Raw genomic sequence first — 22,846 nt, 5'->3', positions numbered from 1 at the left:
CGGGCCGGGACTCAGATGCCGAGGGTGTTGTCCTCCCGCCGGTGGATGTGGCCGACCAGTTCCTGAGCCAGGGACTTGATCGTGTCGAGCCCGGCCCGGCCCCACGGCCGGGGCACGGTGTCCACGGCGCAGACGGCGCCCAGGGCGATCCCCGTACGGTCGATGAGCGGTGCCCCGAGGTAGGAGCGGATGCCTATGTCGTCGACGACCGGGTTGCCGGCGAACCGCGGGTAGTCGCAGACGTCCTCCAGGACCAGTGCCCTGCGCCGGACCACGACGTGCGGGCAGTAGCCGTGATCGAGGGCCACATACCGGCCGCTTCGGCCGCTGCCGGCCGCCGTGGCGCCCAGGTCGGCGCCCTTGCGGGTGCCTGCCGGGGTGTGCAGCCCGGCGTAGAACTGCCGGTTCCCGTCGATGAAGTTGACCATGGAGAAGGGCACTTCGGTCACTTCGGCCACCCGGTCGGCGAAGGCGTCGAAGTTGTCGAAGGAGGCGTCGGACCGCTCCCCCAGGCCGAGGCTGCGCAGCCGCTGGGTCCGGACGGGGGCGTCGCTGTCGACGGGGGTCAGCAGCATCCGGCCGATGGCGTGCGGGATCACGTGGGGACTCCGAGACTTCCGTGGGCGGAGAGCGGGGCCGGTTCCGCGGTGGCGTTGATGAGGTGCTGGACGAGGGTGACCAGCGCCCCGGTGCCCGAGCTGGCGATCCGGGCGTCGCACAGGACGACCGGTACCTCGGGTGTCAGGTCGAGCGCGGCCCGCACCTCGTCGGGGCCGTAGCGGAAGGCGCCGTCGAACTCGTTGACGGCGACGATGAATCCGATGCCCCGCCGCTCGAAGAAGTCGACGGCCGCGAAGCACTCCTCGAGTCTGCGGGTGTCGGCGATGACCACCGCTCCCAGTGCGCCCTGGGAGAGTTCGTCCCACATGAACCAGAAGCGTTCCTGTCCGGGTGTGCCGAACAGGTAGAGCACATGCTGCTCGTCCAGTGTGATGCGGCCGAAGTCCATGGCGACCGTGGTGGAGGTCTTGGACTCGATGCCTTCGAGGCTGTCGGTCGCGGCGCTGACCTGGGTCAGCAGCTCCTCCGTGCTCAGCGGCGCGATCTCGCTGACCGCTCCGACGAAGGTCGTCTTGCCGACGCCGAACCCGCCCGCCACCAGTACCTTGAGCGCGACGGGGAAGCCCTCCGGGGTGGCGGCCGGCTCCTCGTAGCCGGTGCTGACGGGGGCGTCCGCGTACCCGATGTGCCCCGGCGGCTCCTCGTACCCGCCGCTCCCGGGGCCCTCCGCATAGCCGACGTTTCCGGGGCTCGCGGTCCCCGCGTACGGGGCGGAGCTGTCGAAACCGTCAGAGCTGTCGTCGTAAGCCATCGAGCACTGCCTCCAGCAGGGATCGGTCGGTGGGCATGTCGTGGAAGGCGGGCGGGTGTGCGGTGACCGCGCCGCAGTCGACCAGATCGGAGAGGAGCACCTTGGTGACGACCGCGGGCAGCCGCAGATGTGCCGCGATCTCGGCGACCGAGGTGGGGCCGCCGCACAGTCCCAGTGCCACCGAGTGCTCGGGACCGAGGTGGACCTGCGGAACGGTTCCGGTGGCCATCACCAGGGACAGCAGGTCCAGCACGGTCGTGGGCCGGGTGCGGCCGTTGCTCACCGTGTACGGGCGGATGAGGCGGCCTGCCGCATCGTCGAGCAACGGCGCGTCCCGCGTGGCCGACACGCTCACAGCCCCGTGGCGCCCGGCACCCCGGCCGCTTGTCTGGTCGGGGTCATCAGATAGGGCCGCACACTCTTGACCAGCATGGTCATCTCGTAGCCCAGCACGGCGGCATCGGCGCTCCGCCCGGCGAGTACGGCCAGACAGGTGCCGGAACCGGCGGTGGCGACGAAGAGCAGCGTCGAGTCGAGCTCCACCACCACCTGGCGGACCTCCCCGTTGTCCCCGAACCGTGCTCCGGCGCTGCGGCCGAGGGAGTACAGGCCGGCGGCCAGCGCCGCCATGTGGTCGGCGCTGTCGGCGTCCATGCCATGGAGGGATTTCACCAGCCCGTCGGCGGAGAGCAGGACCGCGCTGCGCGTGTAGGGCACGCGCTGTACCAGCCCGCTCAGCAGCCAGTCGAGGTCCGAGACCTGACCGGACGGCATATCGGTCGCCATGGTGCATCTACTCCTTGGAGGTGTTCGCTTCGAGTGGTTCTTGATCGCTGTGGTACGAGCCGGCCCGGAGGAGTTCCCCCGAGGCGGTGGCACCGCGGACCGGGAGCGGATCCAGCGGCGTCCGGGCAGCCTTGACGGCCGCGGGATCCGTCCCGGACCCGGAACCCTGTCCGGTATCCGTCCCCGGCTCGGACTCCGATTCGGCACGCGCCTCGGCGAGGTCGATGCCGCGCCGGAAGGCCGCCACCAGCCCCGGGTCGTGCAGGGCGGGCTCCTCGTCGATGCGCGGGGCGGGAGCGTCCCTGAGTTGTGGGACGAGGTGCTCCTGATTGGCGCGCCGGGGAAGCTGCGGTCGGCCCATCGTGCCGCGCACGACTCCTGGCTCCGGGGTAAGTGCCGGTGCCGGTGCAGGTACCGCTTCGTCCGCGGTCCGGCTGCCGGGGTGAGCCTCGGCGGGTGCGGGCCGGTCGAGCCGTTCGGCACGCAGCGGGAGCGGCGGGGCCTCGCCCTGACGCCGTGTCTGCTGGGGCGGCTGGTGCATCCGCAACTGCTGGTTCGGTACGTACGGCCGGCGCTCCGGCTCCGGCTCGGGGGCGGGGGCCGGGCCCCGGTCGAGGTCCCGGCGTGCGGTGGCCTCGTCCAGGGGCGGCGGACGGTGTACGGGCCCGGGCGGCGGGGCCGGTGCGCCGCCTGCCTCGGCGGGGGCCTCGCCCTCGACGCCGAGCAGGGACTGCGGAAGCACGAGCACTGCCTGCGTACCGCCGTAGATGTTGCTCTGCAGCCGTACGGCGATGCCGTGTCTGCGGGCCAGCGAGGCCACCACGAACAGCCCGATCCTGCCGTCCTGGAGCAGCCGGGCCACGTTGACCTGGTCCGGGTCGGCGAGCAGGGCGTTCATCCGCTTCTGCTCGTCGCCCGGCATGCCGAGACCACGGTCCTCCACCTCCAGCGCGAGACCGGCGGTCACGTGCTGGGCCCGCAGCAGCACCTGGGTGTGCGGGGCGGAGAACACCGTGGCGTTCTCGACCAGTTCGGCCAGGAGGTGGATGACGTCGGCCACGGCGTGCCCGCGCAGGGTGCCGTCGATCGGGGGCACGAGCTTGACCCGCGGATACTGTTCGACCTCGGCGATCGCCGAGCGCAGCACCTCCGTCATGGTGACCGGGTTGCTCCACTGGCGCCGGGAGACGGCCCCGCCGAGGACGGCGAGGTTCTCGGCGTGGCGGCGGATGCGGGTGGCCAGGTGGTCGACGTGGAAGAGGCCCTTGAGCAGATCGGGGTCCTCGACCTCGTGTTCCAGCTCGTCGAGCAGCTGGATCTCGCGGTGCACGAGCGACTGCAGCCGGCGGGCGAGATTGACGAAGACCTCGACCTTCTGGTCCTCGCCGGTGTGCTCGGAGAGCCGCGACGCCTGGACGACGGCGGCCACGGCGGCCTCCTGTTGACGGCCGAGCTCCTGTGCCAGCAGCTCGAAGGCGTCGCTGCCGGGGGCGGTGGGCTGCGGGGGCCGACGCGCGGACACGGGTTCGCCGTTGCGGAGCTGTTCCACCACCCGTTGCAGTTCGGCCTGGCCCTGGGCGCTGGCCCTGCGCAGCGCGAGGCAGCGGCCGAGAACGGTGGTGGCGGCGCGGTTGGCCGCGAGGAAGGCCGCTGCCACGGCGGCGGCCGCCAGTGCCCCGGCCGCGCCGAGCGCCGTCCAGAGCTGGGCGGACGGTGCGGTGCCGGTGGCGCGGACCGTGAGGATGACGGCCGCTGCGCCGGTCAGCAGGACAGCGACGGCCGGCAGCACCGCGGTGCGCAGGAGTTGGGGGCGTATACGGGCCTCGGGGGACGGCTGGGCAGCGCGCGGCCTGGCCGCGGCCGAGTGGGAACGGGCACCCGGTCGGCCGTGCCGCCCGCCCTCTCGGCGTTCCGGTCGCGCGTCGGGTGCGCGAAGTTGAGACATCAGCGTCCTCGGTACGTGGGGCCCCAGGAATCGGTATTCATGTGGTGGCACCTACGGTGGTCGGTCGTTCTCGGATCATCGGCCGGGCGGGCCCGGGAAACATGAGCCCACCGTTGATCACCGGACACACACGGTAGTCGCCCCGGGCGAGGCCGCGGCGGGCAGTTGTGGAAGTTGCCCGCCATCCGTCCCGCTCTGGTATGAGTCCTCGCACGGGCGACCGAATAAGGGCGTCCGGCAGAGAGCGGCGCCGGCTGCCGGACGGCGCCCGGCACACGACAAGCCCCCTCGATTCCGTCGAGGGGGCTTGCCGTGGTGTCTCGTTGTCCTCGGGCTACGCCTTGCGGAGCCGGGCGATGATGCCGTCGAGGTCGCGGCGGACCATGGCGGGGCGGATCATGTGACCGCCGGGCTCCTCGTACCATTCGTGCGCGATGCCGGCGTCACCGAGGCGGGCCCGGAACTCCCGCTGGCCGGCCAGCACCTGGTTCTCGTTGACCGTGTCGAACCAGTTGACCGGATCCGGGCTGGTGCCGGCGACGAGGAAGACGCGCTTGTTCCGGAAGCTCTCGATCCGCTCGACCGGATTGTCGGCGCTGACCCTGGCCTCGTCCCACAGCGGGACGCCGTAGACCGTGCCGCCGCCCAGGTCCAGCGCGGCCGATGACGCGTTGGCCCAGTGGGCGACCAGCCCGGAGTCGCGGCGCAGGCTTGCCGGGCCCGAGTGGGCGCTCACCGAGGCGAAGTGGCCGTAGTACTTGGCCGCGTACTTCAGGGCGCCGAAGCCGCCCATCGAGAATCCGGACACGGCACGGCCGTCGTACTCGGCGTAGGTACGGAAATTGGCGTCGACCCAGGGAATCAGCTGGTTGATGTGGAAGGTCTCCCAGTTCCGGGCACCGGTGTTGGAGCTGACCGGATTGGAGTACCAGCCCGCGTGCCCGCCGTCGGGCATCACGACGATGACCGGCTTGCCCGCAGTCCAGTCGCGGATGCCCGCGCGGTCGAAGGTGATGAAGTCCTGGTCCGTGCCGCCTCCGTGGAAGAGGTAGAGGACCGGGTAGGTGCGTCCGCCGGTGTGGTAGTCGTCGGGGAGCAGGACGTTGACGCCGGGGTTCCAGCCGATCGCGTCGGTCGCGAACCGGTAGAACCACATACGCGGATCGGTCTCGCCCCGGTCCACGATGCTCAGCCCGAAGCCGTCGCCCGCCGCGCCGGCGGGCGACGCGGCCGCGAGGACGCCCCCGGCGCCCAGAGCCAGTGCGGCGGAGATGCCGCCTGCGGCCTTGATGACGTTTCTGCGGGTGGGACGGTAGCTGCTCAACACGGCCTCCTGGCGGGGACGGGACAGGTACGGACGGGACGCGTCATGCCGAGTAGCCCTTCGGCGGGATCAGCGTCGCGAGCTGGTCGAAGGAGATCCAGTAGATCTGGTTGCCGCTGAAGGAGGCGGGGTCGGCTATGAGCACGGTCCGGTCCACGTCGTCGTAGCCGAAGACGGTGAAGTAGTGGTAGATCGTCTGGTCCGAGGGGTAGCCGGGCGGCTGATTGCCGGGCGGCGCCACGATGTTGGTGACCAAGGGGTAGTTGCGGTCGATGTCGAAGACGATGTCGTTCCACAGCAGGTCCCGCTGGGCCTGGGTGGGCGGGTCGTTCGGCATCTCCTTGGTCTCGTACCAGCCCCCGCCGAGGTTGGCGTTGAGCACGCCGGTGACCTGGCCGATGTGGTCGGTGCCGGCCTCGGTCGTGCCGAGCTGCCCGGCGAGGGCGCCCTGGCTGGGCGGGGCGATCCGGGCGGAGAGCGCGATGCGGGTGGCGGCCGGACCGCACCAGTATCCGGTCTCCTGGACCTGGTAGTCGATCTCCAGCCAGTGCCCGCTGCTGGTGCTGCCCGCGTCGACCTTCAGCCGGGTGCCGGGGCGGCTGTGCCCGCTGACGACGGCCGTACCCGCCTTCGTTCCGTGGGCGAGCACGGACACGGACGGAACGTGCGGTGCGGGCGAGGCCTGTGCCATGCCGGGGTGGAGAAGCACCCCGACGGTGGCGACGGCTATCGCTGAGGACACAAGTCTCCTGCGCATAAAGGCTCCTGAGGGTGGGGGACGGGCCTTGCGTGAAGAAACGCCTTCGGGCAGCACCCGGCCGTGAGCGCCACGACGCTGCGCGCACGACCGGATGCGGAAGTCAGCGTGGTTCCTCGTCCGCGAGGGGCGCAAGGAACGAAAGCTCAGGCTTACCGGTGGAGTCGGCGGGGCCCGCGAGCTCCGGCTACCGTCGCGCCCGCTCCTCGGCCGCGAGCAGTGCCCGCCCTTCGGCGGTCGCGACATGGAAGGACCGCCCGGCCTTGCGAACGGTGGTGACCAGACCCGCCGCTCGCAGCACGTTCAGGTGCTGGCTGACGGCGGGGTGGGTCACGTCCAGGAGGCGTGCGGCCTCGACGGTGGAGCAGCCGGTGCGGGTCGCACGCAGAAGGCCGGCGCGGGTATGACCGAGCAGCGGTCCCAGCGGTCCGGCCCCCTCCGCCGGCCGGGCGGGTGCGGGGCCGGCCCAGTCCGTGGTGTGGTGGATGGGGTACACGAGCACGGGCGGCAGATCTCCGTCGGCCAGCGTGATCGGCGTGGGCCAGCAGAAGAACGACGGCTGCAGCACGAGCCCCCGGCCGCGCAGCCGCAGTTGCTGGTCGACGGGGTACGTCACCTCCAGTACGGGCGGTCTCCAGCGGAACTGCGGTCCGAGGCCGGCCAGCAGCCCCTCGGTGCCACCGTCGAGGAGACTGCGCAGGCGAAGGGCGCGGTCGGCGTCTATATGGGCGTGGACCCGTTGCCAGTACGGGGCGAGCGCCTCCAGCTGATAGGTGCGCAGGGCCTCGCCCAGCTGCTGGAGGGTCTCGGCGTCACCTCCGGCCAATGACCGTACCCAGCCGGGAAGTTGGAGCGACGCGGCAAGCTGGGTCAGATCGGTCCGCAGCCGTGGGCGCGGGGTGCTCATCAGGGTGTCGACGGCTGCCTGCAGGGTGGCCCGGTCACCGGAGGTGGGGGTGAGGAAGTCCGGTGAGTACCCACGTGGGGGCAGCAGAGCGGAGAGCAGCCGTGGGCTCGCGGAGAGCCGCGGCCGCACCCAGCGGCGCCAGTCGCCGAACACCCTCTCGCCGTCACGTCGTTGCAGGGTCTGGACGCTGTTGCTGATCTCCCAGAGGAAGTCGGGCCCGGGGGCCACCCGGACCCGCGCCAGGTCCTCGGACGTGAAGTGCACCCGCAGCATGGCCGCTCCCCCGAACATGAAGATGTACCGCTCCGGACCGCGGCCGCGACCATCGGATCGCGGGCCGGTGGAAGGGAGTTGCACCCGGAAGCCGCCGCACCGCCGCACCTGCTTCCTCCCGGCAGCGTACCGCCGTGCACCTGTCGAGCCGTGCGTGTTCCTGGACCCGTCGGCCCGGCACCGGCGCGTGCCACGTGCGCGTGCCACCGGGGCCGAACGGACCGGCTGCCTGCTGCCCGGTCAGGGGCGGCGGCCCACCCAGGTGGTCCGGGTGGTCCGGACCGTCAGATCGTCGCGCCGCAGGATGCTGCCGGGGCCTTCGCCGTCGGTCACGGCGTCGAGGGCGGCCAGGTCCTCGGCGGACAGCTGCCCGTCGAGGTGCGAGCGCAGCTTGCGCAGACACGCCTGCGCGTAGCGGGCGGTGGCGGCCGGCAGCGGTGCGGGCAGGTCGATCACGAAGGGGCGAACGGCTTCCGCCACGAAACCCGCGCGGATCAGGTGCTCCGTCCAGTCGGCGGCCGGCTCCCCGTTGAGGGCGGCGTGCAGTCGGGCCTCCAGACCCGGCCGGCCCACGCCGATGTCGTCGGGCAGGAAGCGGGGGAAGAAGTCCATCTCGGTGACGGCCAGGAGGGCGCCCGGCCGCAGGGCGCCGAACACGTCGGACAGCACCCGGTCGGGGTCCCCCATGTGATGCAGGGAAGCGGCCGCCCAGACCAGGTCGCTGGTGTGGATCACCGGCCGGCCCTCGTCCAGATCGGCCCGGACGCCGCGGACCCGGTCGGCGAGGCCGAGTGCGGCCGCCTTCTCCGCCAGCCGGTGGAGCATCTGCGGGGAGAGGTCCAGGGCCGTGACCTCGGCACGCGGGAAGCGGCTGGCCAGGGCGACGGCGCCGGTGCCGGTGCCGCTTCCCAGGTCGACGATGCGGCCGGGTTCCCGGTCCGAAAGTTCACCCAGCCACGCGGTCAGCTCCGACAGATGGCTGTGCAGGACCTCGGCGTCGAGCTCCAGGATCTCGGCCATGGCGGCGGTGCCGGCATCGGCCCCGGTGTGGTTCGGGCGGGAGACGTCGGTGTCTGCGGTGTTCATACCCCGACGATAATCCGGCCTTGCGCTTGACGAGTACTCTCTTGCGCATGACGCAAGAAAGCGACGTGGACAGTGCCGTGCGCATGCGCATCAGGAGTCTGCGGCAGGCGCACGGCTGGTCACTCGACAGCCTCGCCGAGCGCGCCTTCCTGAGCCCCTCCACCCTGAGCCGCATCGAGACCGGTCACCGGCGCATCAGCCTCGATCAGCTCTCGGCCCTGGCCCGCGCCCTGGGAATCTCGCTCGACCAGCTGGTGGAATCGGTCAACGACGACGACGTCGTGATCAGACCGCAGCGCGACGAACAGCGGGGGCTGACCACCTGGGTGCTGAACCGCGGGTCCGGACCGGCCGGCGCCACCGTCGCCAAGATGCGCATCACCGAGGAGGCGCGCGGCCCGGGAGCCGACCGGCTCGGGGTCCACCCCGGCAAGGACTGGTTCACCGTCCTGTCGGGAACCGTCACGCTGATCCTCGGCGAGCGCGCCGTCCGGGTCGAGACGGGCCAGGCGGCGGAGTTCTCCACCATGGTCCCGCACGCCATCAAGGCGCACGGCGGGCCGGCGGAGATCCTGTGCATCCTCGATCACGACGGACAGCGCGCCCATCTCCATCCCCCGGCGTGACGCCCCTCGCCGGCCGCCCGCACCCGCGTCGGCCGCACCCACGGAGCGGGGGCGGCTGGAGGGCACTTCCACCGGCCATCTGTTCTCCGAGGCCGACGAGAGCCCCAAGACGGAGGCCGTCAACGGGGCACAGGACTCCGGGCACATCGATCCGGTCCTGCCGGCGGCCGATGTGCACTCCATGGTGATCTCCATGGCCATGACCTGGTCACCGGGCAGTCTCACCTGCACGGCGGCGACGGCCGACCCGGACGCCGACCACGACCGCCGCCGCACCGGCCGTGCGCCGCGCCTTCCTTCCCTGAAACACCGGGAAGACCCGGCTGGACCCACCCAGCCCGCGGGTCAGGCCTGGGCGGCCCGGTCCCGTTCGGGTACGGGCGTTACGGCGCCGCCGGGAAGCTGTACGTGCACCGGGGGCCAGTTGCCCCATCCGGGTGCGGGCTCGGCAGCCACCGCGCGCCACCACGGTTCGACCGCCGGCGGATCGGCGGGCTCGAACGGCCGGCCAGGGTGCGGGGCCGCCATCGTCACCCCGGCGAACTGCGTGGCGCGCATCGACCACTCGGCGGGTTCGGCCCACGGGTGCAGCGCGAGGTTGAACGTCCCCCAGTGGATCGGGAGCATGATGCCCGCAGCCGGGTCGCCGCCCTGAAGGTCGAGATGGGCCTGGACCCCCTCGTCGGGGCTCATGTGGATGTCCGGCCACGCACCGGGCTCGGGTCTGCCGTTCGTGTGGTCCCTGGGCCAGTACTGGCTGTACGCACCGATCTGGATCATGGTGGCGTCGAACGGCCCGTGCTCGGCGCCGATCTCCTTGAAGCCGGGGAAATAGCCCGTGTCACCGCTGTGGTAGATCCGGTGCTCGGGTCCAGCGACAGCCCATGAGGCCCAGAGGGTGTGCTGCTGGTTGCGCAGGCCCCGGCCGCAGAAGTGCCGGGCAGGGGTCGCCGTGAGCCTGATCCCGGCGACCTCGGTGGCCTCGTTCCAGTCGAGCTCACGGATCCGGTCCGGGGGCACGCCCCAGCGCTCCAGGTGCGCCCCGACGCCGAGCGGCACCGCGAAGGCCGTGTCCGTGCCCGCCAGGGCCCGGATGGTCGGCAGGTCGAGGTGGTCGTAGTGGTCGTGGGAGATCACCACCACATCGACCGGTCCGAGCGCGCCGAGCGGCAGCGGCGCGGGATGCAGACGCTTGGGTCCGGCGAACGCGAAGGGTGAGCAGCGGTCCCCCCAGACCGGGTCGAACAGCACCCGCCGGCCGTCGATCTCGGCGAGCACACTGGAATGCCCCATCCAGGTGAGCCGCAGCCCCGAGACGGGCGGCTGGGCAAGGTCGGCCAGGGTGGTGGCATGGACGGGCACATCACCGGTCGGCGATCTGAGCGCCCGCTCCTCCTTGCGGAAGTACGTCTTCGCGAACTCCAGAGCGGAGCCGGACGGTCTGATCCGTGCACCCACCGGGTTCTGGAACACTCCGTCGACGAAGTTGGGGGAACGGCGAATGCGCTCCATGCGGGCGCCGGCCGGGTCCGCCCCGAAGTCGGCGGGCCGCAGCGCACGCAGCCGGGAGCGGAGCGGAAGCTTCGAGTCAGCGCCGGTCACAAGATCTCCTGAGGGAGTCGGGATCGTCTCATTATGGTCGGGGGGCACGACAGTGCGAGACCGGAACACCCAACGGGATGGCCGACCGCGCTCCCGGCCTCAGCCACGCGGCTGCCCGTACACGTGCTCGACGTGGAGCCGCAGCACGACCCGGCGGTCCCTGACCATGGCCCGGCGGTAGTCGTCCCAGTCGGGGTGCTCGCCCTGGACGTCGCGGTAGAGCGTGACAAGCTCTGCCACGGTGGCGTCCGCGGGGGCCGCCGCCACCGGAGTGAGATCGGCGGTGCCGTCCGCGACCGTCCAGGCCCAGCGGTCCTCGCTGGTGACGTGGTAGCTCGCCCGGGAGTCCCGGCGCAGGTTCCGGGTCTTGGCACGGTCCTCGGTGACCGAGACGCGGATGATGCGCTCATCGGGGTAGTAGAAGTGATTGACATTGGACAGCTGCGGCCTGCCGTCCCGCTTGAGCGTGACCAGTACGCCGCTGTTGCCTTCGGAGAACAGGCGAAGAAGCGCGTCCTGCTGTACATCGAATCCCGTCATGCCGAATCCAACGTCCGGACCCCGCACAGGATTCCGCACCCGGCCCACCGCTTCCCCTGCCGTATCGGGAGCCCCACAGGACCCGCCCCGCCCGCTGCCGCCGACCGGCGCGCTCCGGCCACTCGCCCGTCACGGGCCACCGGCCGCATTGACATCGGCTCCCCCGTTTCTCGATACTGACTCGCGATTCAGTAAAGGATCTCAAGCGAGATCGCCGGGAGGACGGGGGCGCCCGGTCGCGCACAGGGTTCCACGGCCTCGCCCCGGGCCGGCCCGACGACAGCGACCGAGGAGAACCCCGATGACGACGCCCCCGGTGCCCCTGCCCGCCCCGCTGATCTCACTGACCTGGACGGACCACGTCACCGGCCGCCGGGGACACCTGGTCGTGGACCGGCTGGTGCGCGGAGTGTCCAGCGGCGGGCTGCGGATGCGGGCGGGCTGCACGCTCGACGAGGTCGCCGGACTGGCGCGCGGCATGACGATGAAGGAAGCCCTCCACTTCGACGCGGACCGTCCCGGGGCCCGCTACGTCCCGCTCGGCGGCGCCAAGGGCGGCATCGACTGCGACCCGCGCGACCCCGCCGCGTACGGCGTCCTGGTGCGCTATCTGCGGGCCATGCGCCCATACGTCGAGAACATCTGGACCACCGGTGAGGACCTGGGACTCAGCCAGGACCTGGTCGACCGCGCAGCCGCGGAAGCCGGACTCGTCTCCTGCGTCCAGGCCGTCTACCCGCTGGTCGACGACGAGGATGCGGCCCGCCGGCGGCTGGCGGCCGCCTTCGCCGTCGAGGTCGACGGCATCGGTCTCGACGAACTGGTCGGCGGCTGCGGGGTCGCCGAGTCGGCGCTGGCCGCACTGGACCGGGCCGGGGTCCCGTACGAGGGGACACGGGTCGCGGTCCAGGGACTCGGCACCATGGGCGGGGCGAGCGCCCGGTTCCTGGCACGGGCCGGACTGCGGGTCGTCGCCGTCGCCGATGTCAAGGGCACGATCGCCAACCCGGACGGCCTCGACGTCGACGCCCTGCTGTCCGCCCGGGACGCCTACGGAACGGTGGACCGCGGCGCGCTGCGCGAGGCCGACCGGGAGCTGCCCGCCGAGGCCTGGCTGGCCCAGGATGTGGAGATGCTCGTACCGGCGGCCGTCTCCTACGCGATCGACGCGACGAACCAGGCCCGGATCAGAGCACGTTGGGTGGTCGAGGCGGCCAATATGCCGGTGCTCGCCGCGGCCGAGGCGCTGCTCGCGGAACGCGGGATCACGGTGCTGCCCGATGTGGTCGTCAACTCGGGCACCAACGCCTGGTGGTGGTGGACCCTGTTCGGCGATATCGGCGCCGATGCGGACGAGGCCTTCGCGCACACCCGGAGCTCGATGCGCGCCCTCATCGACCTCGTGCTGACCCGGGCCACGGCGGACGGCTGCACCCCGCGGGCGGCGGCACACGCCGTCGTCGCCGACCGGCTGCCGGTGATGGCCGAACGCTTCGGCTGGTACCGCTGACCGGACGGTGACGCCCGGTCAGCAGACCCGGGCCCGCCCACGGCCTGGCCCGGAACGGTCATTGGTTAGGGTGACGCCGTGGGAAGAGTCCGGTTGAGTGTGGCGGAGCGACGCGAGGAGCTGTTGCGCGCCGCCGTCGAGCAGATCGAGGTGCGAGGTGTCGCGGCGGTACGGATCGCCGACGTGGCCTCCGTCCTCGGTGTGAGCAACGCACTCGTGCTCTACCACTTCTCCACCAAGGAGAAGCTGGTCGCAGCCGCCTTCGCCCATGCGGCCGAGGCCGATCTCGCCCACCTGCGCAAGCTGTTGAGCCGCCGCACCACCGCGGTGCGCAGGCTGCGCGCCGCCGTCCGCTGGTACGCCCCGACGGGCCAGGCCAAGGGCTGGCGGCTGTGGATCGAGGGCTGGACGGCCTCGCTGCGTGATCCTGCGCTGCGCAATGTGGCGGGCGATCTCGACCAGCAGTGGAAGGCCGAGCTGGCCGAGGTCATCGAAGAGGGCGCGGCCGCGGGCGAGTTCCACTGCGACGACCCGATGTCCGTGGCCTGGCGGCTGACCGCGCTGCTCGACGGGCTGGCGGTGCAGATGACGTCGTACGCGGGTCCGCTGTCCCGGGCCACGATGCTGGAGTGGGTCGAACAGGCCCTCGCCCGTGAACTCGGCGTCGACCACGCGACGCTGACGGCCTGACTGCCCCGCCCCACCGCCTCCGTTCCCTCCCTTTCCCACCACCCCGTCAGGTCTGGCGCACGGGCCGGCAGGACTCGCTCCGCAGACCGAAGGTCCAGGCGAAGCCGGCCTTCGCCGTCCGCGTCGCGGGCGGTACACGCAGCCAGTACGTGCGGTGCGTACCGTCCGGCTCCGGGGTGGAGTTGACCACCCCGACCATCACCACGTCCTCGTCACCGTCGAGCGCGATCCGCCGGAGGACGCCCGTCCCGTCCGGGTGGACCGGTTCGGCACCCGACTCGCTGAGGCAGCGGTCGTATCCGTAGAACTCCAGCATCACTCGGCGCGGCTCCGCGAGGAAGTCCGCGGGCACCGCCATGCCGCGCCAGGCGTACAGCCCGAACCCGTCCCGGTAGGCGAGCGCGGGCCCGTCGCCGCTGTCCAGCCGGCCCGCCGCGTCACGGTGCAGCACCTCGGGGCGCTCGCTGATCACCACGGTGCGCTCGTAGGGCCAACACCAGCCGGCGTTCCTGGCCACCGCCGCCGGTCCGTCGAGCGCGTGGCGACCGGGCCCGGTCGTCCCGTTGTCAGTGAGCCGCCGGGTCGCGATCCAGACGAACCTCAGCGGCCGTACACAGTGGCTGGCCGCGGCGGGCACCGCGGGCCGGGACAAGATCGCGCTCTGGTGCACGTGCCACCCGGGGCAGACGCCGTCCGAGCGCTTCCTCGCCCGGTGCGGAGAGCTGGCGTCGCTCGGCATCCGCCACAGCGTCGGTGTGGTCGGTCTCGGCGACCACCTCGACGAGGCGCGGCGGCTGCGGGCCGCGCTCCCAGAAGAGGTCTGCCTCTGGGGCAACGCCGCGGAGGGGCACAGCTATACGGACGAGGAGGCCGGCCGGTGGACGGAGATCGACCCGTTGTTCCCGTACAGCCGCCATCCGCACCGGTCGGCCGGGCTGCCCTGCCGCACCGGTGAGTCGGTGGTCTCGGTCGACGGGGACGGCACGGTGCGCCGCTGCCACTTCGTCAAGGCCGAGCTCGGCAATCTGTACGACGGCAGCTACCGGCGGGCGTTGGGCCCGCGGTCCTGCCCGCTCGCCGTCTGCGACTGCCACATCGGCTACGTCCACCTGGAGACACTGCCGCTGTACGACGTCTTCGCGGGCGGCGTGCTGGAACGCGTACCGGCCCGGCCGCTGTACGACATCGGACGGAGACGCGCGTAACCCCCCGGACGAGTCGCCGGCCGACACCGCCCCGGAGTTCGCCGAGCGGCACCCGTTCCGCGAACTCCGACCGGGCTCCCGGGCGCCGGGAGCCCCCGGCCTCAGAGCGGCAGCAGGTCCGGCCGCTTCGCTTCCACATGGTCTCCCGAGGATTCACCGCGCAGCCGGCGCCCGATCCACGGCACCAGGTACTCGCGCGCCCAGTGGATGTCGTCGCGCCTGACCTCCAGCGTTCCCCGGTGGGCCTGCGGCGGCCATTCCTGGTCCGGGTCCGCCGGCACGTCGAGGCCGAGGACCTGGGCGGCGCGCAGCGCGACCCGGGTGTGCCCTTCGGGCGACAGGTGCAGCCGGTCGCCGTCCCACGCACGCCGGTCCTGCACGGAGCGCAGCGACCAGAGGTCGAGCACCGGGCAGCCGTAGCGGTCCGCGATGGAACGCACATGGGCGGTGTAGGTGGCGATCTTGCCGCGCAGATGGCGCAGCACGGGAACGCCGCGGGTGTCGAAGCCGGTGGTGACCATGACGGTGCCGACCGATTCGGTCAGCTCCGCGACCGCGCGCTCGAAGCGCTCGGCCACGTCGTCGGGGTCGGTGCCCGGCCGGATGATGTCGTTGCCGCCCGCGCAGAAGCTCACCAGGTCGGGGGCGAGTTCCTTGGCGCGGGGCACCTGCTCCTCGACTATCTGGTCGAGGAGGCGTCCTCGTACGGCGAGATTGGCGTATCTGAAGTTCCCGTGCGCGGCACCTGTGATGCCCTCCGTACCGGGGTCCGGGAGCTGGTCGGCGAGGAGTACCGCGAACCGGTCCGCCCAGCCGACGAATGTTCCGTCCGGGCCGAGGTCGCCGACTCCCTCGGTGAAGCTGTCGCCAATCGCCGCGTACGACTCGATGGCGCCCTGTCGGTTGATGACGCCCTGTCGGATGTTTCTCGAATCGTCTGCCACAAGGGCATATCCTGCACCTTCGAATGTGACCTACGCGACCGTAATACGGGGTTGACGGGTGGTGAGATAGACCACCTGGTCAGGTTTTGGTAAAGGGGGAATAAGTGCGCCCGGCACCAGATGCCGGGCGCACTTCACAGCAGAGGGACGGTGCGCCGCCGCACACCGTCCCTCTATGCATTGCTCAGGTCCTGGTTACCGGACCGGTGTTGCTGGATCAGACGTTGATCCCGTGCGACGCCAGGTAGGCGATCGGGTCGATGTCCGAGCCGTACGCCGGGCCCGTGCGGACCTCGAAGTGCAGGTGCGGGCCGGTCGCGTTGCCGGTCGCGCCCGAGAGGCCGACCTGCTGGCCCGCGGTCACGGCCTGGCCCGCCGAGACGGAGAGCGAGGACATGTGGCCGTACTGGGAGTAGTGACCGTCGGCGTGCTTGATGACGACCTCGTTGCCGTACGCGCCGCCCCATCCGGCGGTGACGACGGTGCCGGAGGTGACCGCCTTCACGCTGGTGCCGGTGGAGACCGGGAAGTCGATGCCGGTGTGGCTGCCGCTGGACCAGCTGGCGCCGGAGGCGCGGTAGGCCGTGGTGTGGTTGCCGGGCACCGGGTGGACGTAGCCGGAGGCGGCGCTCTGGTCCGCCGAGGACTCGTCGGACGACTGGGTGTCGGAGGAGGAGTTGGAGGCCGTGGAGGCCTTCGACTCGGTCTTGGCAGGAGCCTTGGACGGGGCCTTCGACGGGGTGGTGGCACCCGCGGAGGTGTGCGAGCCGGTGGTCGGGGCGTCGCCGGTGGCCTTGCCGCCGAGCGTCAGCTTCATGCCCGGGAAGATCAGGCTCGGGTCGTCGCCGACGACCTTGCGGTTGTCCTGGTACAGCTTCTCCCAGCCACCCTTGAGCTTGTGCTGGGCGGCGATCTTCGACAGGTAGTCGCCGGAGACCACGGAGTACGTCTTGGTGCCGGACTGCTTGTCGGCGACCGGCTTGGCCGGGGAGGCGTGCGTGGCGGCGGCCGACTTCGCGGTGGCGGGAGCGGCCTGCTCCGCGGCGTTGGCACCGGTGGCGCCGAGCAGCGGAAGCGCGATGACGGCTCCGCCGGCACTCGCGACGACGACGCCACGGGCAATGGTGCTGGACTTCGGACGGCGGTGCTTACCCGGTGTGGGCATGAAGAATTTCCTCTCCGGCGCCTACGAGGTGAGCTGTCGGGTTCGGGCTGGAGATGCCCGGCCGCGCCTGGCGCGACTTCACCCCGAGCCGGCCGGATCACTCCGGTCGGCGGCTTACCTGGTTCCCCCGCTCCTGCCACACGGTGAGTGGGTGCGAATTCCGGACGGCGGCAGGATTAGGCGTTCCATCCGGATTGACATGGAACGTAAGCGAGCCGGGACGGCGGAAACAAGCCACAGGTTCCACACCGGATTCCGCACCGGAAATTCGACCTGGAATTCCGGTCACACTCCGTGGATTACGGATCTTGGCTTTCCGCGCGGCGTACGGATTACCCGGCCGGGCCGCCGCCACACACCGTCACGGATATGATCCCGCTCACGAGCGGGTGACCATCTCCCGCATAAGCAGGGCATGTTCGACTAAAAGCCTCAATACGGACATGTCATGTCCGTCGTTCACACCGGGGGGCCTTGCCGTCCCGCGTGACCACCGCCGTCGCAGCCCGTGCCGCCACGGCCCCGAACCGTGGTGGTCCGGCGGCCCGCACAGGGGTGGTCACCGAGATGATTGCCCGGGTCATCGATGTCGTATCGTCCGAGAGTGGACCCGCCGGCGACACGCGTCGGCGGCAGAGCCTCCAGGAGTGACCGTGACGCAGCAGCTGCCGCAGACCCCGTCGACGGAACCGGAGCTGGCGGGAGTCCGAAATTTCCGTGATGTGGGCGGGCTGCCCACCTCGGACGGCCGCCGCGTGCGGTACGGGCGGCTCTTCCGCAGCGGTCACCTCGCCGGCGCCACGGCCGAGGACGCCGCGTTCCTCGGCGGGCTCGGTCTGCACACCGTCTTCGACTTCCGCAACGCCGCCGACCTCAAGCTGGACGGGCTGGACGTGGAACTGCCCGGAGTGCGCAATGTGAACATCCCGCTCACCGACCCCGCCGACGGCAGCGAGTTCTGGCGGATGGTGCGCGACGGCAACATGGACGAGCTGCGCAGCCTTCTCGCCGACGGCAAGGGGACCCATCGCATGGTCGCCTCCTACCGCACGATCATCCTGGAGCGCACGGCCGAGCACAGCCGCGTGCTGCACGCCCTGGCCGAGGACAGCGTTCCCGCCCTGATGCACTGCGCGGCCGGCAAGGACCGGGCGGGACTCTCGATCGCGGTCTCACTGCTCGCGGTCGGCGTCGGGCGCGAGACCATCGAGGCCGACTACCTCAAGTCCAACGACGCCCACCGCCGCTACCGGGTGCGCCGCAGCGACACCTCGGCGGCCGGGATGTCGCCGGAGGTGATGGAGCTGCTCAGCCCGCTCTTCGGCGCCCACAGCGAATATCTCGCCGCGGCCTTCGCCACGATCGACGAGACGTGGGGCGGCACCGACCGCTACCTCTCGGAAGGGCTGAAGATCACGCCCGAGACGCGGGAGCGGCTGCGCGAGCGGCTCCTCGACGACGCGTGACGGGCCCGGGGACGCCGCCGGCTACTGGTTGTGCATCCCCACCGCGAACAGCAGGTAGAGAAAACCGGCGATGACGTGCCCGGCCACCAGATAGGCGAACAGCCTGATGACGAGCCCGCGCGGCATCCTGCTCTCCTGCGAGTCGGACTTCTTGCGCCTGGCCGGGGTGAGCGGGTCGTAGTTCTCGGAATCGGACATGACAGTCCTCTCTGGCGACCGGACGGGCCGGCGGCGGGGAAAACGTCTCAGCGACGGTGGATCCCGCTGCCGAGGCACAGCTCGGCGGCGGGGCTCTGCAGCAGGGTGTGGACGAAGAGCAGTTCGGCGCCCTCGCGGTCCGGTGCCTCGATCCGGTGCGGGGTGAGCGAGTCGAAGTGCGCGCTGTCGCCGGGAGCCAGGTCGTGCACGATCTCCCCGAGCGTCACCCGGAGCCGCCCGGCCAGGACGTACAGCCATTCCTCACCGGGATGGACGCGCACCAGATCGCCCTGGGCGCCGTACGGGACCCGGACACGCAGCGCCTGCATCGCCCGGCCGGAACCGCCGGCCTGCTGGTACATCCAGCCGTCCGCCTCGGCCCCCTCGAACTTCCGGCCACGGACGATCGCGTCACGTTCCGGCGGGATCTCGCCGAGCAGCTCGGAGACCGTCGTACCGTAGATCCTGGCAAGTCCGAGCAGCATCGGCAGCGAAGGCTGCCGCCGGCCCGTTTCGAGCCTGGACAGATGGGCGGGCGAGAGCCCGGCGCGTTGGGCGGCGGTCTCCAGGGTGAGCCCGCGGCCGCGGCGCAGATCGCGCAGGCGCGGTGCGACACCGGGCAGCTCGTCGGCCACCCCTCCCTCTGGAGGATTCATGTCTCCATTGGGCCAGGATCTTTCCTCGGAGGCAAATTTCTTGCCTCCGAGGCAAAACCCCTGCTGATCAGCGGTTGGCCACGGCCTGCTTCACCAGGGTCCGGCCGAAGTCCCACATGAGTCCGCCGTTGTGCGCGTCGTCCATCACCGCAGTGAACGCGGTCACGAACCGGTCGACATCCGCCTCGTCGATGACGAGCGGCGGAATCAGCTTGATCACTTCGAGGTGGTCCCCGGAGACCTGGGTGAGGATCCGGTGCTTCTGGAGCAGCGGTACGACCACCATCTGTGCGAAGAGCCCCTTGCGGGCCGCCTGGAGCATGGTCCAGCGGCTGCGCAGCTTCAGCGAGGACGGCCGGCCGAACTCGATACCGATCATCAGCCCGCGCCCCCGCACCTCGTGCAGCAGCTCGTAGCGGTCGACCAGTGCGGCCAGCCGTTCGCGCAGCAGATCACCGGTGCGGCGGGCGTTCGCCACGGTCTCCTCGTCCTCCATCACAGCGAGGACCGAGAGTCCGGCCGCCATCGCCTGGGCGTTGGAGCCGAAGCTGGCCGAGTGGACCAGCACCCGGTCCATCGACGAGTAGACCCGTTTGAAGATCCAGTCCTTGCCGAGCGTCGCCCCGACGGGCACATAGCCGCCGGAGAGCGCCTTGGCCACGCAGACCAGATCCGGTTCGACGCCCTCCTCGTGCTGGTAGGCGTAGAAGTCACCGGTGCGGCCCAGACCGGTCTGCACCTCGTCGGCGATGAGCAGGGCCTTGTGTTTGTGCAGCAGCTCCTGCGCGGCGCGCAGGAAGCCTGGCGGTGCGGCGTGCACACCCTTGCCCTGGATCGGCTCGACGACCAGGCCGGCCACATCGCCGCGCTTCAGCTCGCGCCGCAGCGCGTCGAGGTCGCCGAGTTCGATGGCCGTGTCGGGCAGCAGCGGGGCGAAGCCGTCCCGGAAGCCGTCCTCGCCGTTGACCGAGAGCGAACCGGTGGTCAGCCCGTGGAAGGCGTGCGTGCAGTACAGGATCCTCGGCTTCCCCGTGGCGTACCGGGCGAATTTGAGCGCCGTCTCGACGGCCTCCGTACCGCTGTTGCCGAAGAACACCCGGTCCAGGTGCGGGCTGTGCGTGAGCAGCTTCTCGGCGAGCAGACCCGGCAGCGGCTGGCAGTCGAACCGGGTGAGGTCGGCGAGCGAGGCGTCCAGCACGTCGTGCAGCGCCTTGCGTACGACGGGGTGGTGCCGCCCGAGCCCCATCACCCCGAACCCGGCGAGCATGTCCAGGTAGTCGTTGCCCTCCGCGTCCCAGAAGTGCGCGCCTTCGGCCCGTTCGTAGACCTTGTCGAAGCCGATGGTGTGCAGCATGCGCGGGAGCTGGTGGTTGAGGTACTTCGTGTGCAGCTCGTAGCGTTCGGCGCCGCGCTCCGCGAGGAGCTGCGCCAGATCGAAGGCCTTGGGCCCGTCGTCCTTCATGCCCCGCTCTCCTTGTGCCCGTTGCCCAGGGCGTTGCGCTCGTTGTGTACGTCGTCGACGGCCGGTCCGTGCCCGTCGCCCGCGGACTTCGCCCGCGCGGCGAGGGTGGTGCTGATCCGGCCCGCGATCTCGACCGGTGTGAGTCCGATGTCGGCCAGCACCTCGGCGCGCTTCCCGTGAGCGAGGAACTGCTCGGGAATGCCGAACGTCCGCAGCGGTACGTCGGTCCCGGCGTCCCGCAGGGCCTGCCCGACCGCCGAACCGACGCCGCCCGCCCTGCTGTTGTCCTCGACGACGGCTACGAGCCGGTGCCGTGCGGCGAGCGGGGCCAGCTCCTCGTCGACCGGCTTGACCCAGCGCGGGTCGACCACGGTGCAGCGGATACCGGCGCCCGCGAGCAGTTCTGCGGCCTGCAGGCAGACGGGAGCCATGACGCCGACCGCGACCAGCAGCACATCGGCGTCCTCGGCGCGGTGCAGTACGTCCATGCCGCCGATCCGGCCGATGGCGGGGAGGGGTTCGCCCACCGACTCCTTGGGGAACCGGATCATGGTCGGCGCGTCGTCGACGGCGACGGCCTCGCGCAGCTGGGCCCGCAGCTGCCCCGCGTCACGCGGTGCCGCGATCCGGAGGCCCGGTACGACCTGGAGCATGGACATGTCCCACATGCCGTTGTGGGACGCCCCGTCGGGACCGGTGACCCCGGCCCGGTCGAGGACGAAGGTCACACCGCACCGGTGCAGCGCGACATCCATCAGCAGCTGGTCGAAGGCCCGGTTGAGGAAGGTGGCGTAGACAGCCACGACGGGATGCAGCCCGCCGGTCGCCAGCCCCGCCGCGGAGACCGTCGCGTGCTGCTCCGCGATCCCGACGTCCCAGACCCGGTCGGGGAACGCTTCGGCGAACTTCGTCAGCCCCACCGGGTGGAGCATCGCGGCCGTGATGGCGACGACGTCCGGCCGCTCCGCCCCGATCGCGGCGATCTCGTCCCCGAAGACCGACGTCCAGGAGGGACCGGCAGCCGGGGCGAGCGGGGCGCAGGTCAGTGGGTCCATGGCGCCGACGGTGTGAAAGCGGTCGGCCTCGTCCTGGAGGGCCGGCTGATAGCCACGGCCCTTCTCGGTGAGGCAGTGCACGAGCACCGGGCCGTGGAAGCGCTTCGCCCGGTGCAGCGCCGACTCGACGGCGGCGGTGTCGTGCCCGTCGATCGGTCCGACGTACTTCAGTCCGAGGTCCTCGAACATGCCCTGCGGGGCGAAGGCGTCCTTGAACCCCTTCTTGGCACCGTGCAGGGACTCGTAGAGCGGCTGTCCGATGACGGGCGTCTGCTGGAGGACGCCCTTGCCCCAGGAGAGGAAGCGTTCGTAGCCGTCGGTGGTGCGGAGCGTGGCGAGGTGGTTGGCCAGGCCGCCGATCGTCGGCGCGTAGGAGCGCTCGTTGTCGTTGACGACGATGATCAGTGGCCGGTCCCTGGCGGCGGCGATGTTGTTCAGCGCCTCCCAGGCCATGCCGCCGGTGAGCGCTCCGTCGCCGATGACCGCGACGACGTGGTCGGGGCGGCCCAGCACCTCGTTGGCCTTGGCGAGGCCGTCGGCCCAGCCGAGCACCGTGGAGGCGTGCGAGTTCTCGATGACGTCGTGCTCGGACTCCTCGCGGGAGGGGTAGCCGGAGAGGCCCCCCTTGCCGCGCAGCTTCGAGAAGTCCTGCCGCCCGGTCAGGAGTTTGTGTACGTAGCTCTGGTGACCGGTGTCCCACAGAATGCGGTCCACGGGCGAGTCGAAGACCCGGTGCAGAGCGATGGAGAGTTCCACCACACCGAGGTTCGGCCCCAGATGTCCGCCGGTCCTGGCCACGGCCTGGACCAGGAACTTCCTGATGTCCTCGGCGAGTTCGCCGAGTTGTGGTTCGTTGAGCGCCTTGAGATCCTGCGGCCCCCGGATGCTCTGCAGAAGCGTCATGCCCGGGCCCCCTCTCTGGTCCTGTTTCAGCTCACGGTGACGGCGGGGACCCCCGATGGTGTCCCGGCGTCGTCCATGCCCTCGGCGATCTTCAGGGCTTCCTCGATGAGGGTCTCGACGATCTTCGACTCGGGCACCGTCTTGATGATCTCGCCCTTGACGAAGATCTGACCCTTGCCATTACCCGACGCCACACCCAGGTCGGCCTCGCGCGCCTCGCCCGGGCCGTTGACGACACAGCCCATCACGGCCACCCGCAACGGCACCTCCATGCCCTCAAGACCGGCGCTGACCTGGTCCGCGAGCTTGTACACATCCACCTGCGCACGACCGCACGACGGGCAGGACACGATCTCCAGCCGGCGCTGCTTCAG

The 22,846-nt window shown here is 71.1% G+C and carries 22 protein-coding genes, 3 pseudogenes and 1 riboswitch; of the genes and pseudogenes, 6 read left to right on the top strand and 19 right to left on the bottom strand.

Annotated elements, in window-relative coordinates; all coding sequences use genetic code 11:
- Positions 1 to 11: 11 nt before the first annotated feature.
- From ACFVW8_RS09520 to ACFVW8_RS09480, 9 genes are all read right to left on the bottom strand, one after another.
- The gene (locus tag ACFVW8_RS09520; RefSeq protein ID WP_389687903.1) at positions 12 to 575 is read right to left on the bottom strand and encodes a GAF domain-containing protein; all 564 of its coding nucleotides are present in this window, start codon (positions 573 to 575) and stop codon (positions 12 to 14) included.
- Between the two features lie 20 nt (positions 576 to 595).
- Positions 596 to 1,372 (bottom strand): ATP/GTP-binding protein, encoded by a 777-nt coding sequence (locus ACFVW8_RS09515; protein ID WP_389687820.1) that lies wholly within the window; start codon positions 1,370 to 1,372, stop codon positions 596 to 598.
- Positions 1,350 to 1,721 (bottom strand): DUF742 domain-containing protein, encoded by a 372-nt coding sequence (locus tag ACFVW8_RS09510; RefSeq protein ID WP_389687818.1) that lies wholly within the window; start codon positions 1,719 to 1,721, stop codon positions 1,350 to 1,352. The genes ACFVW8_RS09515 and ACFVW8_RS09510 overlap by 23 nt, the downstream gene beginning before the upstream one ends.
- Before the next feature lie 2 nt (positions 1,722 to 1,723).
- Positions 1,724 to 2,158 carry a roadblock/LC7 domain-containing protein gene (locus ACFVW8_RS09505; RefSeq protein WP_389687816.1) on the bottom strand — a complete coding sequence of 145 codons (435 nt, stop codon included), beginning with the start codon at positions 2,156 to 2,158 and terminating at the stop codon, positions 1,724 to 1,726.
- Between the two features lie 7 nt (positions 2,159 to 2,165).
- Positions 2,166 to 4,103 carry a sensor histidine kinase gene (locus ACFVW8_RS09500; RefSeq protein WP_389687814.1) on the bottom strand — a complete coding sequence of 646 codons (1,938 nt, stop codon included), beginning with the start codon at positions 4,101 to 4,103 and terminating at the stop codon, positions 2,166 to 2,168.
- 334 nt (positions 4,104 to 4,437) lie between these two features.
- Complete coding sequence (locus tag ACFVW8_RS09495) at positions 4,438 to 5,427, bottom strand: alpha/beta hydrolase (protein ID WP_389687812.1); 990 nt, start codon at positions 5,425 to 5,427, stop codon at positions 4,438 to 4,440.
- 43 nt (positions 5,428 to 5,470) lie between these two features.
- Complete coding sequence (locus ACFVW8_RS09490; RefSeq protein ID WP_389687810.1) at positions 5,471 to 6,184, bottom strand: C39 family peptidase; 714 nt, start codon at positions 6,182 to 6,184, stop codon at positions 5,471 to 5,473.
- Positions 6,185 to 6,371: 187 nt separating this feature from the next.
- Positions 6,372 to 7,364 carry an ArsR/SmtB family transcription factor gene (locus ACFVW8_RS09485; RefSeq protein ID WP_389687808.1) on the bottom strand — a complete coding sequence of 331 codons (993 nt, stop codon included), beginning with the start codon at positions 7,362 to 7,364 and terminating at the stop codon, positions 6,372 to 6,374.
- A gap of 240 nt (positions 7,365 to 7,604) precedes the next feature.
- On the bottom strand, positions 7,605 to 8,450 hold the full coding sequence (locus ACFVW8_RS09480; RefSeq protein ID WP_389687806.1) for a class I SAM-dependent methyltransferase: 846 nt from the start codon (positions 8,448 to 8,450) through the stop codon (positions 7,605 to 7,607).
- A 47-nt stretch (positions 8,451 to 8,497) separates the two neighbouring features.
- Between ACFVW8_RS09480 and ACFVW8_RS09475 the strand changes: the two genes are divergently transcribed.
- Positions 8,498 to 9,076, top strand: a complete 579-nt coding sequence (locus tag ACFVW8_RS09475) for a helix-turn-helix domain-containing protein (RefSeq protein WP_389687804.1) — start codon at positions 8,498 to 8,500, stop codon at positions 9,074 to 9,076.
- Positions 9,036 to 9,341: pseudogene (locus ACFVW8_RS09470) on the top strand (hypothetical protein); the annotation flags it as partial. The gene ACFVW8_RS09475 and the pseudogene ACFVW8_RS09470, both read left to right, overlap by 41 nt.
- 80 nt (positions 9,342 to 9,421) lie before the next feature.
- Here the strand turns inward: ACFVW8_RS09470 and ACFVW8_RS09465 are convergent.
- Both ACFVW8_RS09465 and ACFVW8_RS09460 read right to left on the bottom strand, forming a co-directional pair.
- The gene (locus ACFVW8_RS09465; protein WP_389687802.1) at positions 9,422 to 10,678 is read right to left on the bottom strand and encodes an MBL fold metallo-hydrolase; all 1,257 of its coding nucleotides are present in this window, start codon (positions 10,676 to 10,678) and stop codon (positions 9,422 to 9,424) included.
- A gap of 99 nt (positions 10,679 to 10,777) precedes the next feature.
- On the bottom strand, positions 10,778 to 11,218 hold the full coding sequence (locus ACFVW8_RS09460) for a PPOX class F420-dependent oxidoreductase (RefSeq protein WP_389687800.1): 441 nt from the start codon (positions 11,216 to 11,218) through the stop codon (positions 10,778 to 10,780).
- Positions 11,219 to 11,519: 301 nt separating this feature from the next.
- Between ACFVW8_RS09460 and ACFVW8_RS09455 the strand changes: the two genes are divergently transcribed.
- Together ACFVW8_RS09455 and ACFVW8_RS09450 are read left to right on the top strand one after the other, a co-directional pair.
- Positions 11,520 to 12,728, top strand: coding sequence for a Glu/Leu/Phe/Val dehydrogenase dimerization domain-containing protein (locus ACFVW8_RS09455; protein WP_389687798.1), 1,209 nt, complete (start codon positions 11,520 to 11,522; stop codon positions 12,726 to 12,728).
- A 99-nt stretch (positions 12,729 to 12,827) separates the two neighbouring features.
- A complete protein-coding gene (locus ACFVW8_RS09450; protein ID WP_389687796.1) occupies positions 12,828 to 13,418 on the top strand; it encodes a TetR/AcrR family transcriptional regulator in 591 nt (196 codons plus the stop codon).
- 46 nt (positions 13,419 to 13,464) lie between these two features.
- Here the strand turns inward: ACFVW8_RS09450 and ACFVW8_RS09445 are convergent.
- A pseudogene (locus ACFVW8_RS09445) lies at positions 13,465 to 13,953 on the bottom strand (DUF6745 domain-containing protein); the annotation flags it as partial.
- Between the two features lie 40 nt (positions 13,954 to 13,993).
- Between ACFVW8_RS09445 and ACFVW8_RS09440 the strand changes: the two are divergent.
- A pseudogene (locus ACFVW8_RS09440) lies at positions 13,994 to 14,623 on the top strand (STM4011 family radical SAM protein); the annotation flags it as partial.
- 101 nt (positions 14,624 to 14,724) lie between these two features.
- Here the strand turns inward: ACFVW8_RS09440 and ACFVW8_RS09435 are convergent.
- Together ACFVW8_RS09435 and ACFVW8_RS09430 are read right to left on the bottom strand one after the other, a co-directional pair.
- A complete protein-coding gene (locus tag ACFVW8_RS09435) occupies positions 14,725 to 15,567 on the bottom strand; it encodes an SGNH/GDSL hydrolase family protein (protein ID WP_389687794.1) in 843 nt (280 codons plus the stop codon).
- Positions 15,568 to 15,784: 217 nt separating this feature from the next.
- Positions 15,785 to 16,732 carry a peptidoglycan DD-metalloendopeptidase family protein gene (locus ACFVW8_RS09430; protein WP_389687793.1) on the bottom strand — a complete coding sequence of 316 codons (948 nt, stop codon included), beginning with the start codon at positions 16,730 to 16,732 and terminating at the stop codon, positions 15,785 to 15,787.
- Positions 16,733 to 16,735: 3 nt separating this feature from the next.
- A riboswitch (cyclic di-AMP (ydaO/yuaA leader) is annotated at positions 16,736 to 16,925 on the bottom strand.
- A gap of 460 nt (positions 16,926 to 17,385) precedes the next feature.
- Here ACFVW8_RS09430 and ACFVW8_RS09425 point away from each other — a divergent pair.
- On the top strand, positions 17,386 to 18,198 hold the full coding sequence (locus ACFVW8_RS09425) for a tyrosine-protein phosphatase (protein ID WP_389687792.1): 813 nt from the start codon (positions 17,386 to 17,388) through the stop codon (positions 18,196 to 18,198).
- Between the two features lie 21 nt (positions 18,199 to 18,219).
- Here the strand turns inward: ACFVW8_RS09425 and ACFVW8_RS09420 are convergent, their stop codons facing one another.
- The 5 genes from ACFVW8_RS09420 to ACFVW8_RS09400 all read right to left on the bottom strand — a co-directional run.
- Positions 18,220 to 18,396 (bottom strand): DUF6126 family protein, encoded by a 177-nt coding sequence (locus tag ACFVW8_RS09420; protein ID WP_389687791.1) that lies wholly within the window; start codon positions 18,394 to 18,396, stop codon positions 18,220 to 18,222.
- A 47-nt stretch (positions 18,397 to 18,443) separates the two neighbouring features.
- Positions 18,444 to 19,052 carry a helix-turn-helix domain-containing protein gene (locus ACFVW8_RS09415; protein WP_389687789.1) on the bottom strand — a complete coding sequence of 203 codons (609 nt, stop codon included), beginning with the start codon at positions 19,050 to 19,052 and terminating at the stop codon, positions 18,444 to 18,446.
- A gap of 67 nt (positions 19,053 to 19,119) precedes the next feature.
- Positions 19,120 to 20,514 (bottom strand): aspartate aminotransferase family protein, encoded by a 1,395-nt coding sequence (locus tag ACFVW8_RS09410; protein ID WP_389687788.1) that lies wholly within the window; start codon positions 20,512 to 20,514, stop codon positions 19,120 to 19,122.
- Complete coding sequence (gene dxs, locus ACFVW8_RS09405) at positions 20,511 to 22,472, bottom strand: 1-deoxy-D-xylulose-5-phosphate synthase (RefSeq protein WP_389687787.1); 1,962 nt, start codon at positions 22,470 to 22,472, stop codon at positions 20,511 to 20,513. Before dxs ends, ACFVW8_RS09410 begins: the two co-directional genes overlap by 4 nt.
- 26 nt (positions 22,473 to 22,498) lie before the next feature.
- The coding region (locus ACFVW8_RS09400; protein WP_389687786.1) for a flavodoxin-dependent (E)-4-hydroxy-3-methylbut-2-enyl-diphosphate synthase at positions 22,499 to 22,846 on the bottom strand (348 nt) is incomplete at its 5' end.

The sequence above is a fragment of the Streptomyces sp. NPDC058221 genome, assembly GCF_042882365.1.
Classification (GTDB): domain Bacteria; phylum Actinomycetota; class Actinomycetes; order Streptomycetales; family Streptomycetaceae; genus Streptomyces.
This window is presented reverse-complemented; position numbering and strand designations above follow the sequence as displayed.